At 71.2% G+C, this 17,642-nt stretch carries 15 protein-coding genes; 7 read left to right on the plus strand and 8 right to left on the minus strand.

The annotated features are described in order from the left end of the window. Positions 1-389: 389 nt before the first annotated feature. Positions 390-1,358 carry a prolyl aminopeptidase gene (pip, locus tag ABZ459_RS52025; RefSeq protein WP_357988819.1) on the minus strand — a complete coding sequence of 323 codons (969 nt, stop codon included), beginning with the start codon at positions 1,356-1,358 and terminating at the stop codon, positions 390-392. A 108-nt stretch (positions 1,359-1,466) separates the two neighbouring features. Between pip and ABZ459_RS52030 the strand changes: the two genes are divergently transcribed. From ABZ459_RS52030 to fxsT, 3 genes are all read left to right on the plus strand, one after another. Continuing rightward, positions 1,467-1,955 carry a MarR family transcriptional regulator gene (locus ABZ459_RS52030; protein WP_357988822.1) on the plus strand — a complete coding sequence of 163 codons (489 nt, stop codon included), beginning with the start codon at positions 1,467-1,469 and terminating at the stop codon, positions 1,953-1,955. 571 nt (positions 1,956-2,526) lie between these two features. After that, complete coding sequence (locus tag ABZ459_RS52035; RefSeq protein ID WP_357988825.1) at positions 2,527-2,763, plus strand: hypothetical protein; 237 nt, start codon at positions 2,527-2,529, stop codon at positions 2,761-2,763. Beyond that, positions 2,700-5,261 (plus strand): FxSxx-COOH system tetratricopeptide repeat protein, encoded by a 2,562-nt coding sequence (gene fxsT, locus ABZ459_RS52040; protein ID WP_357988828.1) that lies wholly within the window; start codon positions 2,700-2,702, stop codon positions 5,259-5,261. Before ABZ459_RS52035 ends, fxsT begins: the two co-directional genes overlap by 64 nt. A gap of 145 nt (positions 5,262-5,406) precedes the next feature. Here the strand turns inward: fxsT and ABZ459_RS52045 are convergent, their stop codons facing one another. Beyond that, positions 5,407-6,876 carry a phosphodiester glycosidase family protein gene (locus ABZ459_RS52045; protein WP_357988831.1) on the minus strand — a complete coding sequence of 490 codons (1,470 nt, stop codon included), beginning with the start codon at positions 6,874-6,876 and terminating at the stop codon, positions 5,407-5,409. Positions 6,877-7,133: 257 nt separating this feature from the next. On the opposite strand from ABZ459_RS52045, the gene trpS reads away from it, so the two are divergent. Next, entirely contained in the window at positions 7,134-8,096 is a 963-nt protein-coding gene (gene trpS / locus ABZ459_RS52050) for a tryptophan--tRNA ligase (protein WP_357988834.1), read from the plus strand. On the opposite strand, the gene ABZ459_RS52055 is transcribed toward trpS, so the two are convergent. The 5 genes from ABZ459_RS52055 to ABZ459_RS52075 are packed head-to-tail and all read right to left on the minus strand — an operon-like array spanning position 8,093 to position 13,544. Then, positions 8,093-8,485: a cupin domain-containing protein gene (locus ABZ459_RS52055; protein WP_352319347.1), complete on the minus strand. Its 393-nt coding sequence runs from the start codon at positions 8,483-8,485 to the stop codon at positions 8,093-8,095. The genes trpS and ABZ459_RS52055 overlap by 4 nt on opposite strands. A 5-nt stretch (positions 8,486-8,490) precedes the next feature. Next, positions 8,491-9,531 (minus strand): P1 family peptidase, encoded by a 1,041-nt coding sequence (locus ABZ459_RS52060; protein WP_357988838.1) that lies wholly within the window; start codon positions 9,529-9,531, stop codon positions 8,491-8,493. Then, positions 9,528-11,144 (minus strand): PucR family transcriptional regulator ligand-binding domain-containing protein, encoded by a 1,617-nt coding sequence (locus ABZ459_RS52065; protein WP_357988841.1) that lies wholly within the window; start codon positions 11,142-11,144, stop codon positions 9,528-9,530. Before ABZ459_RS52065 ends, ABZ459_RS52060 begins: the two co-directional genes overlap by 4 nt. 56 nt (positions 11,145-11,200) lie before the next feature. Beyond that, positions 11,201-12,829: an AMP-binding protein gene (locus tag ABZ459_RS52070; RefSeq protein WP_357988844.1), complete on the minus strand. Its 1,629-nt coding sequence runs from the start codon at positions 12,827-12,829 to the stop codon at positions 11,201-11,203. Positions 12,830-12,842: 13 nt separating this feature from the next. Further along, positions 12,843-13,544: a TetR/AcrR family transcriptional regulator C-terminal domain-containing protein gene (locus tag ABZ459_RS52075; RefSeq protein ID WP_357988847.1), complete on the minus strand. Its 702-nt coding sequence runs from the start codon at positions 13,542-13,544 to the stop codon at positions 12,843-12,845. A gap of 55 nt (positions 13,545-13,599) precedes the next feature. Here ABZ459_RS52075 and ABZ459_RS52080 point away from each other — a divergent pair, with 55 nt between their 5' ends. Beyond that, positions 13,600-15,048: an MFS transporter gene (locus ABZ459_RS52080; protein WP_357988850.1), complete on the plus strand. Its 1,449-nt coding sequence runs from the start codon at positions 13,600-13,602 to the stop codon at positions 15,046-15,048. On the opposite strand, the gene ABZ459_RS52085 is transcribed toward ABZ459_RS52080, so the two are convergent. Further along, positions 15,045-15,743: an alternative oxidase gene (locus ABZ459_RS52085; protein WP_357988853.1), complete on the minus strand. Its 699-nt coding sequence runs from the start codon at positions 15,741-15,743 to the stop codon at positions 15,045-15,047. The genes ABZ459_RS52080 and ABZ459_RS52085 overlap by 4 nt on opposite strands. 235 nt (positions 15,744-15,978) lie before the next feature. On the opposite strand from ABZ459_RS52085, the gene ABZ459_RS52090 reads away from it, so the two are divergent. Beyond that, positions 15,979-17,259 (plus strand): aspartate aminotransferase family protein, encoded by a 1,281-nt coding sequence (locus ABZ459_RS52090; RefSeq protein WP_357988856.1) that lies wholly within the window; start codon positions 15,979-15,981, stop codon positions 17,257-17,259. Next, positions 17,256-17,642: aldehyde dehydrogenase family protein (locus ABZ459_RS52095; RefSeq protein ID WP_357988859.1), on the plus strand; the 387-nt coding region annotated here is incomplete at its 3' end. The genes ABZ459_RS52090 and ABZ459_RS52095, both read left to right, overlap by 4 nt.

Genomic DNA, 17,642 nt, shown 5'->3' on the forward strand with positions numbered 1-17,642 from the left:
TCTCTGCGCCGATGGTACTGCACTCGGGAGGGTGTGGGAGAGTAGGTCACCGCCGGACAATCTTTCGAAGAGGCCCCACACGGTTCGTGTGGGGCCTCTTCGCGTTCCGGGGGAGGGTTCCGGGTTGGGGTTTCGGCTTCGGTCGGGGCCCTTTCTGCATGTCCGGAGTATTTCAGGGCTCGTGGGGGCCATCGGGGTTCCGCTCTGGCTTGCGTCCCTGGCCCCGGCCGGCGGCTGAGCCGGTCGTTGACGTGCAGTGCGAAGAGAGGAGTGTTGGGGTCTGTTTTCGCGAACCGATCGTCGACACCCCTCGTCATGAGCGCACTCCGTGCTGGAGGGGATTTGCCTGCGGCTCACTCCAGCCCATGAGGTGATTGTGAGGCGGGGGGTCAGCTCTGTTTGGGTGGCGAGAAGGTCTCGATGGCCTCGTTCAGGACCTTGTTGAGGGTTTCGCTGCCGGTGTGTCCGGAGTCGGCCACTACATGCAGTTCGGCGTCGGGCCAGACCTTGGTCAGGTCCCAGGCTGTCTGGAGAGGGCTGCCTAGGTCCAGGCGGCCGTGGATCAGGGCGCCGGGGATGCCGGCCAGCCTGTGCGCGTTGCGTAGCAGTACGTCCTCTTCCAGCCAGGCGGCGTTGGCGAAGTAGTGGGCGCAGATGCGGGTCATGGCCATGATGGTGTCGTCCGGCCGGTTGCTGTAGGCGTTGGGTGTGCCGTTGGCCTCCTGGGAGATCACCGCGTCCTCCCAGGAGACCCAGTCGTGGGCGGCCTTCTCGCGTACCTTCGGGTCGGGGTCGGACAACAGTCGCGAGTACGCCGCCAGCATCTTGAACACGTCCCCGTCGCTGTCGGCCTCGGGCACGCCCTGCACGAACCGTTCGTGCGCCTCCGGGAAGAACCTGCCGACGCCCCGGTAGAGCCAGTCGGTCTCGGAGCGGCGGGTCATCGTGACCGCGGGGATGACGATCTCCGAGACCCGTTCGGGGTGGGCCTCGGCGTAGGCCAGGATCAGTGTCGAGCCCCACGATCCGCCGTACAGCAGCCAGCGGTCGATGCCGAGGTGCTCGCGCAGCAGTTCCATGTCGGCGATCAGGTAGTGGGTGGTGTTCGCCGACAGGTCGGTGGCCGGATCGGCGGCGTGCGGGCGGCTGCGGCCGCAGTTGCGCTGGTCGAACAGGACGATGCGGAAACGTTGGGGGTCGAATCTGCGGCGGGAGCCGGTCGAGCAGCCCGATCCTGGCCCGCCGTGCACGACGACCGCGGGCTTGCCGTCCGGGTTGCCGCAGACCTCCCAGTAGATGAGGTTGCCGTCGCCGACATCGAGCATGCCGTGCTCGTACGGTTCGATCGAGGGATACAAGGGGGCTCCTACCGTTGGAGGATTGGGGTGTGCCGGGCGCGGCGGGTACGCCGGGGTACGGCGCAGGCTGATGGGCCGCGATTATGCAAGCGCTGTTATATTAGCACTGTGACATCTTCGGACCCCACGGCGATACCCGACCCCTGGCACTCCCTGCACGAGCTCCTGGCGGCCATGGACGCTGAGATCGAACAGGTCTACCTGGAGCGCGGCCTCGACGGCGTGCGCACGCGGTTCGCCTATCCGCTCATCCGGCTCGCCCACGCAGGGCCGCTGACCATTCGCGAGCTCGCAAAGTCCCTGAACCGTTCGCACTCTGCGATCAGCCAGACCGTCGCGGCCATGCGCAAGGAGGGGCTCGTCACCTCGGAGCCGGGGCCCGACGCCCGCACCCGCCGGATCGACCTGACCGAGCGCGGTCGGTCGCTGGTGCCGTTCCTGGAGGCGGAGTGGCGTGCCACCCACGAGACGGTCGCCGAGCTGGACGGCGAGCTCCCGTATGCGATGACGGCCGTGGTGGAGGAGGTGCGGCGGGCGTTGGAACGCCGGTCGATGCGGCAGCGGATCCTTCATCATCTCGTCGAGCCGCCGCGATGAGGTCGCAGGGCTGAGATTCGCCAGAGAGTCGGCCGCGCGGCGGCCCTGATGGGCGAGCTGGGTGTCTCGTCCGCCGTCCGGCCGGGTGAAGCCGGGCCGGACGCGGAGCGGATGGGTGGCAAGGAAGGTGGTGCCGGGTCGTTGGGGCTGAGTGGCGGCGCGAGCGTGGCCTGGCGATCGGGGATGTTGTACGCCGGGATGGCGGTTGGGCAAGGTCAGGGGTTGTTCATGGTCCTGACAATCTCGCTGGGATACCCACCGTAATCGGGTAACTCTATTAACGTGACCGCTTCTCCCCCTTCCAAGCAGTCAGCGCGTCGTAGCCGTCGGCTGCTGGCGTGGACGTTCGCGTCGATCTCCGTCGGGTTGGTGGCCGCGGGGGTCGTGGGGTTCTTCGCCGAGCCGTTACAGCTGGACATGCTGGACAAGCGGGCCAGCGTCGTCAGCATGTTCGTGGGTGTCGCGGGGTTGTTCATCGCCGGGGTCGGGTTGTGGGCGCAGCTTCGGGCGGTCATGGCGCCCACCGGTGGCGGCGAAAGTGGTCCGGGGGGCGAGGAGGCCGGGCGGGCTGGTGCCGGTTCTGGTGGCTCGGGGCCCGTTGGAGCTGGTCAGGGCGTTGTCGGTACGGACGCCGCTGGGGCCGGTGCGGGTGGACCCGGTGGTGGGCCTGGCGGCGTTGGAGCTGATGGAGATGGTCACGGCGGCGCCGCCGGTGGAGCGGTCGGTGGGGCTGCTGGTGGGGCGGTGGGGAGGGCCGAGGGGCAGCGGTCGATCGTGGTCGGGCGGCAGGAGTCCGGGCTGGCCATGACCGGGGACAGGTCCACGGCGGTGACCGGGGGGCATGTCGAGGTCATCGGGGACGTGCATCTGCCGTCGCGGCCCCAGGTGGCGACGCGGCCCGTGCAGCTGGCGCCGCGGCCGCCGCAGCTCGTCGGGCGGGACGAGGCCGTGGCGGAGCTGCGGGAGCGGCTGCTGGCGAGCGAGGTGCGGCCGGCGGTGGTGGCCGTGCACGGGCTCGGCGGCGTGGGCAAGACCAGCCTCGCGCTGGAGTACGCCTATCGCCACCAGCACGACTACGAGCTCGTCTGGCAGTTGCCGGCGGCCGAACCTGCGGTGTTGTCGGCGGCATTCGCCCGGTTGGCGGCTCTCATGGGATTACGGGAGCTGGGCGCGGACGCGGCGGACCCGGTCGACCAGGTGCACGCCGCGCTGGCGGCGCGTACCGAACCGTGGTTGTTGATCTTCGACAACGTGCCGGAGGCCGAGGCGGTGCGGGCGGTGTTGCCGCCGGCGGGGCCGGGGCACGTGCTGATCACGAGCCGGTCCGGGAGCTGGCCGCGGGATCGCGGGCTGGAGCTGCCGGTGCTCGACCTGGAGTCGGCGGCGCTGCTGATGCTGGCGAGCACGGGGCAGGACGACTCCGTGGCGGCGGCGGCCGTGGTGGCGGAGCTCGGGGCGTTGCCGCTGGCGCTGGAGCAGGCCGCGGCCTACATGTCGGAGACCGGGCTGGAGCTGTCGGAGTACCTGGATCTGCTGCATCACCAGCGTGCCGAGTTGCTGGCACAGGGGCAGGCATGGGGGTATCGCGAGCGGGTGGCCTCCACGTGGCAGTTCGCGTTCCGGCGGCTGGCCAGGACGAGTCCGCAGGCCATCGCGCTGCTGCGGCTGCTGTCCTGCTACGCGCACGAGGCGATTCCGTACCATCTGCTGCTCTCGCCGCTGACGCGGTGGGCGCCGCGGGAGCTGTTCCGGGCGGACGTGCAACGGCGGCGGGCCTACGGGCGGATCCCCGGGCCGCGCACGCGCGTGCTGCGTGACGTGCATCCGAGTGTGTTGCTGATGATGCGGGCACTGCCGCGGGACACGCTGAGGATCAACGCGGCGCTGAGCGCGTTGCGGGGGCACAGCCTGATCGGTCCGCCCGTGGACGGGACGGTCACGGTGCACCGGCTGGTGCAGGCCGTCACGCTCGACCAGCTTCCGCTGCGCGCGCAGCGCCGGTGGCGGGAGGTGGCGGCGGTGCTGGTGGAAGCCGTGCTGCCCGATAATCCGGGGCAGAAGGCGCGGTGGGCGCGGTACGCCAGGCTGCTGCCGCACATCCGGACGGTGCTCGGGCCGACCTCGCCCGGAATGGACAAGACGGCCCAGTATCTGGGGGCCAGCGGCGACTACCGTACGGCGAGGTCGTTGTTCCAGGAGATCGCCGACGCGCTCGCGGCGGCGCTCGGCCCGGAGGAGGTCGCCACGCTGACGGCCCGGCACGAGCTGGCGCTATGGACGGGCGAGGCGGGCGACCCGGCGGGGGCGCGTGACCAGTACCTGGAGCTGCTTCCCGTCTACGATCGGGTGCTCGGTCCCGAACACCCGCACACCCTGACGACCCGGCACAACCTGGCCCAGTGGACGGGACGGGCGGGCGATCCGGTGGCCGCCCGCGACCAGTACGCGGCTTTGCTGCCCGTCCGGCAGTGGGTGTCGGGGCCCGAGCATCCGGACACCCTGACCACGCAGGCGAACCTGGCCCAGTGGACCGGGCAGGCGGGGGACGCGGCCGCGGCCCGCGACCAGTACGCGGCGCTGCTGCCGGTGCGGGAACGGGTGCAGGGGCCCGAGCATCCCTCGACGCTGATCAACTGGCACGAGCTGGCCCGGTGGACCGGTGAGCTGGGGGACGCGCTGGCCGCCCGTGACCAGTACGCGGCGTTGCTCCTGGTACGGGAGCGGGTGTCGGGGCCGCATCATCCGGACACGTTGACCGTCCGGCACGAGCTGGCGCGGTGGACGGGGGAGTTGGGGGAGGCGGCTGCGGCGCGTGATCAGTACGCGGCTTTGGTGCCGGTACGGGAGCGGGTGCAGGGGCCCGAGCATCCGGACACGCTCACCGCCAGGGCCAGCCTGGCCCAGTGGACGGGGAAGGCGGGGGACGCGGCGGCCGCCCGTGACCTGTACGCGGCGCTGCTTCCCGTCCGGGAGCGCATTCTCGGGCCCGACCATCCGGACACGTTGACGATCCGGCACGAGCTGGCGCGGTGGACGGGGGAGCTGGGGGAGGCGGCTGCGGCGCGTGATCAGTACGCGGCTTTGGTGCCGGTACGGGAGCGGGTGCAGGGGGCCGAGCATCCGGACACCCTGACCGCCAGGGCCAACCTCGCGTACTGGACGGGGATGGCGGGGGACGCGGCGGGGGCCCGCGATCTCTGCGCGGCGCTGCTGCCGGTCCGGGCTCGCGTGCTGGGGGCCGGGCATCCGGCCACGGTGACCACCAGGGAACAACTCGCCCACTGGACAACCCACGCCCACCCATGAAGGCCGGCCAGAAGACGCGCCCCGCGCCCCCTTGTGGGAGCAGAGGGGTGGGGCCCGGCGGAGGGAGAGCCGGGGCGGTGGGGGGTGCTTGGTGGGGTGGGGAGCCGGGGCGGAGGGGGCGAGCCTGCCCCTCGCGCCCCGGCGGCTACTGGGGAAGGACGAGGAGGGCGTCGCCGACGCCGCGCTCCACGCCGTCCGATGGCCGGTTGACCAGCTTGTTCGACACCACCATCGCGGTCGAGCCGCCGCCGTCCAGGTTGATGGCCTGGACCGCGCCGAGCCAGCGCATGAACTGGGCGGCCTCGTGGAAGTTGGCGCCGATGGTCACGCCGGGCTGGCGGCCGTCGATGGTGGCCAGGATGAGGCTGCCGTTCCTGGTGACGCCGAGCAGGGTGCGCGGGTGGCGGCGCAGGATCATGTTCACGGAGTCGTGGCCGTCGCGCTTGGCGGTGATCTTCACATGGCCGTTGCGCACCAGGCCGACGCCGCCGGCGATGACGTTCAGGTCGGGGGTCAGCTTGAGCGCCTTGCGGGTGCGCAGGTCGGTGACCTTCGTGTCGATCTTGACCGTCCAGCCCTCCCAGGCGTGCTCGTCGAGCCATTCGGCGGCGCTGCCCTGGCCGTGCAGCACCCGGGCGCCCTTGGCCACGGCGGCGCCGCTCGCGCGTACGGTGACCGCCTTGCCGTTGGCGTCGAGGACGACGTCGGTGCCGCCGGTCGGGGTCTTGGCGCCGTACTCCTCGGTGTAGAGCACGGCCTCGTCCGTGGCGGCGGCGCGGTTGACGCCGTTGACGGCGAGCTTGTCGCCGTCCTGGGAGATGGCGGTGACGGCGGTCTTCAGCTCGGTGATGCGGACGCTGCGGCCCTGGAGCACCACGGCGGAGCGGCCCGGCACGGCCTCGCTGAGCAGCCGGCCGGCGACCACGGAGGCGCCGACGGGCTCGCCGCGCAGGTTCTTGGCGGTGTGGATGTTGAAGAAGCCGCCGTTGACGCCGACCACCGCGTTGCGCGCCTTGGCCATCGAGGAGACCGTCTCGCGTGCGGCGACGCTGGTGCCGAGGGAGGCGGCGTAGGAGCCGCGGAACGTCCGGGAGTCGATCATGACGACCTTGGCGTCCCAGGGGCCGGTGGTCTTCAGGCCGTCGTCGCCGAGGTAGTCGACCTTGACCTTCAGCCCGGCTTCCTTGAGCGCCTTGGCGGTCTCGTCGGCCTTCGCCTTGTCCTTGAAGGACCACAGGCCCACGCGGACCATGTAGACGGTCTGGGAGGGCGCGTCGGCCACGCTCGGCCGGATCACCTTCTGCAGGCTCGGCGCCTCCCCGGCCGCCTCGACCTCGGCGACCTTGGCCTGGGCGGTCTCCAGCGCGCCGTAGTCGCGGCCGCTCGGCATGAGCACGGTCACCGTGTAGCCGTCGGTGGAGCTGCCCGCCTTCACGTCGTACAGGTCGATGCCCTGCGTCACGGCGGTCAGCGTCTTGGTGGCGGCAGGCCGGGAGCCCAGCGGGAAACCGGCCGACGGGAACTTCACCGCGAGCTGCGCCGCCGAGGCGGGCAGCGTGGTGACGGTGATCGTGGCGGCTATGGCCAGGCCGCCGGCGATGGTGCGTCGAGACATGAACTCTCCAGAGGGCGGAAAAGGGACCGAACCATCCTGACGAGATCAAGGTCGCGGAGTCAGCCGAACGCGCCAAACTGCTCAAGAGGTTACGAGATTGACACCCAGCCCAGATAACATTGAGCTATGACCCGTATCAGCATGTGGTGGCGGCCGGCAGACGGCCGCTGATTTCCCATGCTGGGCCGTCCTGGTGGCGGCCCCTTTCCGAGCGTGCGGGCTCCCCTCAGGCGGCACACCTGAAGGAGAGACCCATCGTGAACGACGTCGTCCTGACCGGCGACCGTCCGACCGGACGCCTGCATCTGGGCCACTATTTCGGCACCCTCGCCAACCGGGTGGAACTGCAGGACCGTTACCGGACGTACGTGCTGATCGCCGACTACCAGGTGATCACCGACCGCGACCTGCCCGGCGAGATCCAGCGCAACATCACCGAGGTGCTCCTCGACTACCTGGCCGTCGGCCTCGACCCGGGCAAGGTCACGATCTTCCAGCACAGCGCGATCCCGGAGCTGAACCAGCTCCTGCTGCCGTTCCTGAGCCTGGTGTCGGTGGCGGAGCTGAGCCGCAACCCGACGGTGAAGGACGAGATCGCGCACAGCGCCCGGCGCGCGGTCAGCGGCCTGCTGTTCACCTATCCGGTGCACCAGGCCGCCGACATCCTGTTCTGCAAGGGCACGCTGGTGCCCGTGGGCCGTGACCAGCTTCCGCACGTGGAGGTGGCGCGGCTGGTCGCGCGGCGCTTCAACGAGCGGTACGGCGAGGTGTTCCCGCTGCCCGAGGCCATGTTGGGCGAGCGTCCGCTGCTCATGGGCCTGGACGGCGGCAAGATGAGCAAGAGCCGCGGCAACGCCATCGCCCTGGCGGCCACCGAGGACGAGACCGCGGCCCTCATCCGCAAGGCCCGCACCGACTCCGACCGCCTGATCACCTTCGACGAGGTGCACAGGCCCGGCGTCGCGAACCTGCTCACGCTGGCCGGGCTCTGCCTCGGCCGCCCGCCCCGGGAGATAGCCGCGGAGATCGGCGACGGCGGGGCCGCCGCGCTCAAGGCGCTGACCACCGAGGCGGTCAACGAGTTCCTGCGCCCGATCAGACGGCGGCGGCGCGAGCACACCGAGGCCGACGTCCGTCAGGTGCTGGCGCAGGGCAACGAGCGGGCCCGGGAGCGGGCGGTTCGCACGCTGGCGGAGGTGCGTGCGGCGATGGGGTTCTAGCGGGGCTGCCCGGACTGCCGGGACTGGTACACCTTGCGCAGCGTCTCGTGCACGATCCACGTCGTCCGCGCGCCCTCGGCCAGCAGGCACACGTCGCCGGGGCCGACCTCGATCGTGGTGCCGCCCTCGACGGCGATCGTGGCGCGGCCGGACAGCACCACGAAGATCTCGTCGGTCTCGACGTCGGTGACGACGCCGGGGGTGATCTCCCAGATGCCCCTGCCGTCGCCGAGCTCCAGCGACGACGTGGCCGGGTCGCCGGCGACGATCTGCTCGGGATCGAGCTCGTCGGGGGTCAGCCGCACGTCGTGCACGGGCACGGCGAACGCGCCGGCGGTCGCGATCATGCGGCCGAGGTCTTCGAGGTCGGGCATCAGGACATCAGACATGTTGCTCATTTCACCAGGTCGGCGAGGCGGGCGCCGTCGAGTGCGTAGGCGGTGAAGCCGTTCGCGCCGGTCATCGTATCGGCGGCGACCAGCGCGTTGACGATGGCCTCCTCCGTGGCCTCGATCGCGGCGTGGAAGAGCGGGTCGAGGCGGGCGTCGGCCAGCACCCGCACCTCGAACACGCCGGAGCCGCGGTCGTCGAGGGCGTTGGAGGGCAGGCCGCGGTTGCCGGTGGCGAAGCAGACGAAGCCGTCGCCGCTGCCGCTCTCGCCGGCGCCGCCCGTCCTGGCCACGCCGAGACCGGCGCGCTGGGCGAGCTTGCGGCACTGGTGGGGCAGGAGCGGCGCGTCCGTGGCGATTACGGCGATGATCGATCCCGCGCCCTCGGAGCCGTCGGGCAGCCCCGGGCGGGGCACGTCGTCCATGACGATCGGGCGGCCGTTGACGGTCAGCCGGTCGCGCCTGCCGTGGTTGGCCTGGACGAGCACGCCGACCGTGTAGTCGCCGGTCACGCGGGACGCGGTGCCGATGCCGCCCTTGAAGCCGTGGCACATCATGCCGGTGCCGCCGCCGACCGAACCCTCGGGCACCGGGCCCGCCGAGGCGCCGTGGTAGGCCCGTTCGACGTGCTCCTGGCGGACGTGCCGGGCGTCGATGTCGTTGAGCCGGCCGTCCCAGGTCTCGGCGACCACCGGCAGCGACCACGCGCTCCGGCCTCGGCCGCCGATCTCCAGGGAGACCAGCGCGTCGCGCACCACGCCGACGGAGAAGGTGTTGGTGAGCCCGATCGGCGAGTGCAGCAGGCCGAAGTCGTCCAGGTAGGGCAGGCCGGTCATCTCGCCGTTGCCGTTGAGCCAGTGGTAGCCGGCGTACACGGGGGAGTCGTAGGCCGAGCCGGGGCCGGGGCGGACGACGGTGACCCCCGTACGGGCGGTGCCCTCGGTCAGCGTGGTGTGGCCGACGAGGACGCCGGGCACGTCGGTGATCGCGTTCAGCGGACCGGGGACGCCGGCGCCGATGACGATGCCATGATCACGAGCTCTCAACGGTTCTCCCTGCGGAACGACTCCAGCGCCAGCAGCGCGACGTGCAGTGACAGGCATGACTCGACGTCGTCGAGGTCGGTGTCGAGGATGCGTTCGAGGCGGCGCAGGCGGTCGTAGAAGGCGGGCCTGGACAGGTGGGCCTTCTGGGCGGCCACCGCCTTGTTGCGGCCCGCGTCGAGGTAGGTGCGCAGGATTCGGGTGAGGTCGCCGCCGCGCTGGGCGTCGTGCGCCAGCAGCGGGCCCAGCTCGCGCTCGGCGAACGTCTGCAGTCGCGCGTCGTCGCGCAGCAGGTGGAGCAGGCCGCGCAGGCGCAGGTCGGGCAGGCGGTAGAAGACGCGGCCGTCCGGCTGGCGCACGGCCACGTCGGCGACCTGCTCGGCTTCGAGGAAGCTGCGCCGTACGTCGCGGATGGACTCCACCACCGACCCCGCGGCCAGGACGAACGCCGAGCCGGGCCGCCACAGCATGCGCAGCCGCTCGGCGAGCGCGGTCAGCGCGGGCTCGGCGCCGGTACGCGGCGGGAGCGGCAGCAGGACGCCGACCCGTTCCTGGTCGAGCGCGCCCACCAGGGCGGGCAGACGGGCGTCGCGGCAGGCGGCGGCGGTGGCCTCGGCCAGCTCGCCGAGCTGTGCCTGGCCGTCGAGCGCCTGGTCGACGGGCTCGGTCGGCCTGATGACGACGCTGATCAGCTTGCGGCCGGTCAGCGGCACGCCGACGGCGCGGGCGCGAGCGGCGGCCTCGTCGGGGTCGGCGTAGGCGTGGGTCAGGATGCCGGTGATGATCGTGCCGTGGGCCTGGCGTTCCAGGGACTCCTGGTGGCGTTCGAGCAGGCGGCCGAGGGCCAGCGTGGTGGCGGCGCGTTCGGCCAGCACCATCTCGCGCGGCGTCGGCGGCGTCTCGCAGATCAGGATCAGCCGGCCCCAGTCCTGGCCGCGCGCGCCGACGGTGGTGACCAGCCAGCCGGAGGCGGGGTCGTAGGCCGTGCGCTCGGCCGGGGCCACCCCCCGCGACCTGCTCTCCCACCCGGCCAGCAGCGCGCCGGCGTCGCGGCCCGCGGACTCGCAGGCCAGCACCTGGTGGGCGAGGTTCTCCAGCAGCACCGGGCGGCCGGACAGCCGGGCGGCCTGGGTCAGCACCTCGGCGGGCGAGGCGCCCTCGACCGACAGCTCGGTGAACACCTCGTGCAGCTGCTCGGAGGCGCGCAGCTCCTCGAGCTGGATGTCGATGATCCGGGCGTGCACGGACTCGGTGATCTGCACGAACGGCGTCTCGCGGGCCAGCACGATGACCGGCAGGCCGTGCTCCTCGGCGGACTTGACCACCGCCCGCGGCAACTCGCGCAGGAACCTGCGGCCCAGCTCAACGATCAGCCCGGAGGCCCCCACGGAGGCGAGCTCGCCGACGTAGTCGGCGAGCTTCTCGGGGTCGTCGGGCAGCGCGACGCCCGTGGTGAGCACCAGCTCGCCGCCGCGCAGCAGGTGGGCGATGTCGGCGATCTCGCCGACGTGCACCCACCGCACCTTGGTGTCGAGCCGGTCGGCGCCCGCGACCACGCGCGGGCCACCCCGGCGCACGGTCTCCAGGGCGAGGACGTCGGCGATGGTGGGTAGCACGGGGCGAGCCTAGCCGATCAACCTGTAAGAACGGTCATACAACCATATACACACTGTCACAGATTGAACTCCTCCTCGCGGTACTCACCTTGGGGTTCGCGCACCCGCAGCTCCACCCGCCGGATCTTGCCCGAGATCGTCTTGGGCAGCTCGGCGAACTCCAGCCGGCGCACCCGCTTGTACGGCGCCAGCTCCCGGCGGCAGTGCTCGAAGATCGACCGCGCGGTCTCGGCGCCGGGCTCGAACCCGGGGGCCAGCATCACGTACGCCTTCGGCACGGCCAGGCGCACCGGGTCGGGGGCGGGCACGACGGCGGCCTCGGCCACCGCGGGGTGCTCCAGCAGCACGCTCTCCAGCTCGAACGGCGAGATGCGGTAGTCGGAGGCTTTGAAGACGTCGTCGGTCCGGCCGACGTAGGTGATGTAGCCGTCCTGGTCGCGGGTGGCGACGTCGCCGGTGTGGTAGAAACCGTCGCGCATGGCCTCGGCGGAGCCGCCGACGTACCCGGCCATCAGGCCCAGGGGGCGGGGGTCGAGCGGCAGGCAGATCTCGCCGTCGTCGCCGGGCTCGCCGGAGATGGGGTCGATGAGCACGATGTCGTAGCCGGGCAGCGGGCGTCCCATCGATCCGGGCTTGACCGGCTCGTCCGGTACGTTGCCGATCTGGGCGGTGGTCTCGGTCTGGCCGTAGCCGTCGCGGATGGTGATGCCCCACGCCTTGGCGACCTGGTCGATGATCTCGGGGTTGAGCGGCTCGCCCGCGGCCACGGCGGTGCGCAACGGCAGCTTCCAGGCCGTCAGGTCCTCCTGGATGAGCATCCGCCACACCGTCGGGGGCGCGCAGAACGTGGTGACCCGCTCGTCGCGCAGCACCTCCAGCAGCGCGCGGGCGGCGAAGCGCTCGTAGTTGTGGATGAGCACGGTCGCCCCGGCGTTCCAGGGGGCGAAGACGTTGCTCCAGGCGTGCTTGGCCCAGCCGGGGGAGGAGACGTTGAGGTGCACGTCGCCGGGGCGCAGGCCGATCCAGAACATCGTGGACAGGTGGCCGGCCGGGTAGGAGGCGTGGGTGTGCTCGACCAGCTTGGGGCGGGAGGTCGTGCCGGAGGTGAAGTAGAGCAGCAGGGGGTCGCCGGCCAGGGTGGGGGCGTCGGGGGTGAAACGTTCGTCGGCGTCGTACGCCTCGTGGTACGGCAGCCACCCGTACGCGTCGCCGACCGCGATCCTGGTGAACTCGCCGGCGCCGAACTTGCCCGCGTCGGCGGCGTTGGCGATCACGTGGGCGACCTGGCCGCGGTCGAGGCGTTCGCCGATGTCCTTGGCCGTCAGCAGGGTCGTGGCCGGGATGACCACCGCCCCGAGCTTCATGGCCGCCAGCAGCGACTCCCACAGCTCGGTCTGGTTGCCCAGCATGAGCAGCACGCGGTCGCCCCGGCGCACGCCCTGCTCGTGCAGCCAGTTGGCGACCTGGTTGGAGCGGGCCGACAACTCGGCGAAGGTGTGGGAGATCCGGCTGCCGGGGTTCACGATGGTCAGGGCCGCGGCCTGCGGGGTCTCGGCGGCCAGCACGCCGTCGAACCAGTCGAGCGCCCAGTTGAACCGCTCGGCCCGCGGCCAGCGGAAGTCGCGTCGGGCGGTGGGGTAGTCGGCGCTCAGGAGAAGATCGCGGGCGGCGCGGAAATCGCTCATGCCCCGGATCCTGCTACGTCGCCAGCCGCCGCTCAAGGCCGTCGAGCACCGACACGAGCCCGAAGTCGAACGCCGTGGCCCGGACGACCTGCGGATCCTGGTACGCCTCCATGGCCAGGCTCTCCAGCATGTCGGGGAAGTCGGCCGCGGCCTTGGCGACCATGCCGCGCATCTCGTCGGCGTCGTAGTCGGAGTCGTTCGCGGTGGCGTCCCAGGCGATCTCGGGCAAGGTCATGCCGTAGACGAAGGCGGTGACGGCGGCCACGGCGTAGTCGACGTCGAGGCCGTGGAACCCGGCCGCCCTGAAGACCTTGCGCATCCGGTCGGAGGCGGACAGGGCGTGCGGGCCGAGCGCGGGCACCCGGCCGAGGAGGTCGGCCGACCACGGGTGCCGCAGCATGACCGCGCGCATGCCGTAGGCCATGGCGGAGGCGGCGTCGCGCCAGCCCACCTCCTCGGCGTCGGGGACGGTCATCTCGGCCCAGACCTGGTCGTAGGCCAGTTCGAGCAGTTCGTCCTTGTTGGCGACGTACCAGTAGAGGCTGGTGGCGCCGGCGCCCAGCTTCGCGCCGAGCTTGCGCATGCTCAGCCCGGCCATCCCCTCCTGGTCGAGCAGCTCCAGCGCGGCCCGGACGATCTCCTCGCGGCTGCGGCCCGGGGCGGCGGCCTTGCGGGGCTCGCGGAACCAGACGGAGGTGAACTGCTTGCCGGTCATGCCTCCAGGATAAATGCTCTCGCACAGTGTGCGAGAGTTGTCGTACGCTGTGCGAGTGACCTCGAACGCTGTACGAGACCCCCGTCGCTGGTGGGTCCTTGTCGTGCTCTGCCTCTCGCTGCTGGTCCTCACGGTGGACGGAACCGTGCTGAACCTGGCGATCCCGTCCCTGATCGAGGAGCTGGGCGCGACGCCGTCCGACATCCAGTGGATCCTCGACGCCTACGTGCTGGTCTTCGCCGGCCTGCTGCTGACCGCCGGAAGCCTGTCCGACCGGTACGGCCGCCGCCGCTTCCTCGTCATCGGCCTGGCCTTCTTCGGCGGCGCGTCGGCGCTGGCCGTGCTGGCCTCCGAGCCCTGGCAGGTGATCGGCGCGCGGGCCCTGATGGGGGTCGGCGGCTCGATCCTGATGCCTTCGACGCTCTCCATCCTCATGACCGTCTTCGAGGAGGACGAGCGGCGCAAGGCCATGGCCATCTGGGGAAGCGTGGCGATGCTCGGCGTGATCGCCGGCCCGACGCTGGGCGGCTTCCTGCTGGAGCACTACTGGTGGGGCTCGGTCTTCCTGCTCAACATCCCGATCGCGGTGCTGGCCATCGTGGCCGCGTTCGCGCTGATGCCCGAGACCCGCAGCGCCGGGCGGCGGATCGACCCGGTGGGCGTGGTGCTCTCGATCGTCGGCCTGAGCTCGGCCGTCTACGTGATCATCGAACGGGAGTGGAACGTGGCCCTCATCGCGGTGGCGGTGGTCTCGCTGGCCGCGTTCGTCATCTGGGAGCGGCGGGCCGAGCACCCGATGCTGCCGCTGCAGCTGTTCCGCAACCGCAACTTCAGCGGCGCGTCCTTCTCGATCCTGCTGATGTCGTTCGGCGCGGGCGCCGTGATGCTGATGCTGACCCAGTACCTGCAGTTCGTGCTCGGCTACGGCGAGCTCCAGGCGGGCCTGGCCATGCTGCCCCAGGCGGTGGCGGCCGTCGTGTTCAACGGCGTCGGCGCGGCGCTGGGCAAGAAGGTGTCCAACCGGGTGCTGATCTCGGCCGGGCTGGTGATCATGGCCGCCGGGTTCGTGGTGATGGCGCTCACCACCGGCTACCTGCCGCTGATGGGCGGGCTGGTGCTGATGGGCGCGGGAGCCGGCCTGGCGGGTCCCTCCGCCTACGCCTCGCTGATGGGGGCCATCCCGCTGGAGCACGCGGGAGTCGGCTCCGCGCTCAACGACACCGTGCAGCAGGTGGGCCTGGCCATGAGCATCGCCGTGCTCGGCAGCGTGCTGGCCGGCGTCTACACCGCGGAGATGCCGCTCGACGCGCCCGCGGCGGCCCGCGAGTCGATCGGGGTCGCCGAACAGATCGGGCTCGGCGAGGTCGCCGACCGGGCCTTCACCGTGGCCGTGCACCTCGGGTCGTGGGTCGGGGCCGGGTTCAGCCTCGCCGCCGCGCTGCTCGCGCTGGTCGTGCTGCGCCCGGCCGTGCCCGTCGCGGCTCCCGAGCCGGCCAAGGTCTAGCGGACGCGGGGCTCACGCATGCTCTCCAGGCTGTCCAGCTTGTGCGTGCGCTCGTCGTGGCCGATCTGCCGGAGCAGGTCGGCCACCGAGCGGTAGCGGCCGTACTCGTCGGCGTACGTGCCGGGGTCGGGCACGAAGTCCAGGTCGGGGTTCTCGGCCACGAACGTCATGTACTCGTGCTCGGCGTGGTCCTCGAACTCGGCGTTGAGCCGGTAGCTCCAGTCCGGCCGGACCACGAACAGCACCCAGGACACGTGGTAGTAGAAGAACGCGATCAGCCATGGCGCCGCCTTGTGCAGCAGCCAGTTCTGCCGCTGCCCGGTGCGCTGCACCAGGTCCTGCATGATCAGCAGGTGCCACTGCTCGTTGTCCTGGTCGGCGCGGGCCTCGACGATGCGCTCGAAGACCCTCCTGGCCAGGGCCGACCGTCCGGCGTGCCGGTGGACGGCCCAGTAGCCCATCCGCTCCCACGCCTGGTACGGCACCCGCGCGATGATCTCCAGCATGGCGAACTTCGTGTAGGAGCCCTTCCGGCCGTACATGAGGTCGACGGGCTTGAACATCATCCGGGCCAGCAGGCTGTAGTTCATCCGCGGGGTGTCCAGGGTGTCCTGCTGGGCGCGGCGGAGCTGGTCGCGGTCGAGCTTGGGCGGCCCGGCGGGCGCCTCGGGGCGAAGGTCGATGGTGACGGTCATCTCGGTCTCCTCGGTTCGTCGATGATCCGATGGTGGCCGAGCGGGGCCCGCCGGGTCGTCGCCCGCCAGTGGTCAATCGTGATGCCTCTGACGGCGTACCGGGAGGCCGGCGCGTACGCCTCCAGGCGCACGGGTGATCCCCTAGGGGGAGGACTTACAGTTTGTAAGGTGATTTGACCCTCCGCCGACAGCCTGCCGCTGCCAGGAAGCCCTGGGGGACGGGATACTCGGTAGCATGTCGGAGCTTCTCGCGCGCCACCGGGCAGTGATGCCGAACTGGCTGGCCCTCAACTACAACGAGCCCATCGAGATCGTCAGCGGCAAGGGCAACCGCGTCATCGACGCCGATGGCAAGAGCTACCTGGACTTCTTCGCCGGGATCCTGACCAACATGATCGGGTACGACGTGCCCGAGGTGCGGGACGCCGTCGAGCGCCAGCTCGCCACCGGCGTGGTCCACACCAGCACCGTCTACCTGCTGCGCGGCCAGGTCGAGCTCGCCGAGAAGATCGCCCGGCTCTCCGGCATCCCCGACGCCAAGGTGTTCTTCACCAACTCCGGGACGGAGGCCAACGAGACCGCCCTCCTCCTCGCGACCTACGCCCGTAAGACCGACCAGGTGCTCGCCATGCGGCAGAGCTACCACGGGCGCAGCTTCGGCGCGGTCAGCGTCACCTCCAACCGGGCGTGGAAGAACAACTCGCTCTCCCCGCTCAACGTGCACTTCCTGCACGGCGCCGACCGGCACCTCACCCAGTTCAAGGGCCTGTCCGACGCCGACTACATCAAGGCGTGCGTGGACGACCTGCGCCACGTGCTGGCCACCTCGGTCTCCAACGACGTGGCGGCGCTGATCGCCGAGCCGATCCAGGGCGTCGGCGGCTTCACCATGGCCCCCGACGGGCTGTTCGCCGCCTACAAGGAGGTCCTGGACGAGCAGGGCATCCTGCTCATCTCGGACGAGGTGCAGACCGGCTGGGGCCGTACGGGCAGCGCGTTCTTCGGCATCCAGAACCACGACGTGACCCCCGACATGATCACGTTCGCCAAGGGCCTGGGCAACGGCTTCGCGGTCGGCGGCATCGTCGCCCGCGGCGACCTGATGGACGCCCCGCACGCCGTGGGCCTGTCCACCTTCGGCGGCAACCCCATCTCCATGGCCGCCGCGAACGCCACCCTCGACTACGTGCTCGACCACGACCTCCAGGCCAACGCGGCGCGGACCGGCGACATCATCATCGGCGGCCTCAGGGAGGCGGCCGAGCGCCTGCCGATCGTCAAGGACGTGCGCGGCAAGGGCCTGATGTTCGCCGTCGAGCTGGAGAGCCCCGCCCAGGCCGTCCGCTTCATGGAGGAGACCAAGAAGGCGGGCCTGCTCGCCGGCAAGGGCGGTCTGTACGGCACCGCCATCCGCATGGCCCCGCCCCTCACCCTCACGGTGGAGGAGGCCACCGAGGGCCTGGGGATCATCGTCAACGCACTCGAAGTCATCAACGCAGAGGCAGCAGCTCAGTGAAGTCGGTCACGCACTGGATCAACGGAGCTCCGGCGGACGGCGACAGCCGCACGGCGGAGATCTTCAACCCGGCGACCGGGGAGGTCAGCGGCCACGTGCGGCTGGCCTCGGCCGCCGACGTGGACGCCGCGGTCGCCGCGGCCGTCGCGGCCTTCCCCGCCTGGCGCGACGCCTCGCTGGTCAAGCGGGCGCAGGTGCTGTTCCGGTTCCGTGAGCTGATGGACGCCCATCGGGACGAGCTGGCCGGGTTGATCTCGGCCGAGCACGGCAAGGTGCACTCCGACGCGCTGGGGGAGGTGGCGCGCGGGCTGGAGGTGGTGGAGTTCGCGTGCGGGATCCCGCATCTGCTCAAGGGGGGTTTCTCCGAGGGTGTCTCGACCCGG

It is taken from the genome of Nonomuraea sp. NPDC005692 (assembly GCF_040631115.1).
Lineage (GTDB): Bacteria > Actinomycetota > Actinomycetes > Streptosporangiales > Streptosporangiaceae > Nonomuraea.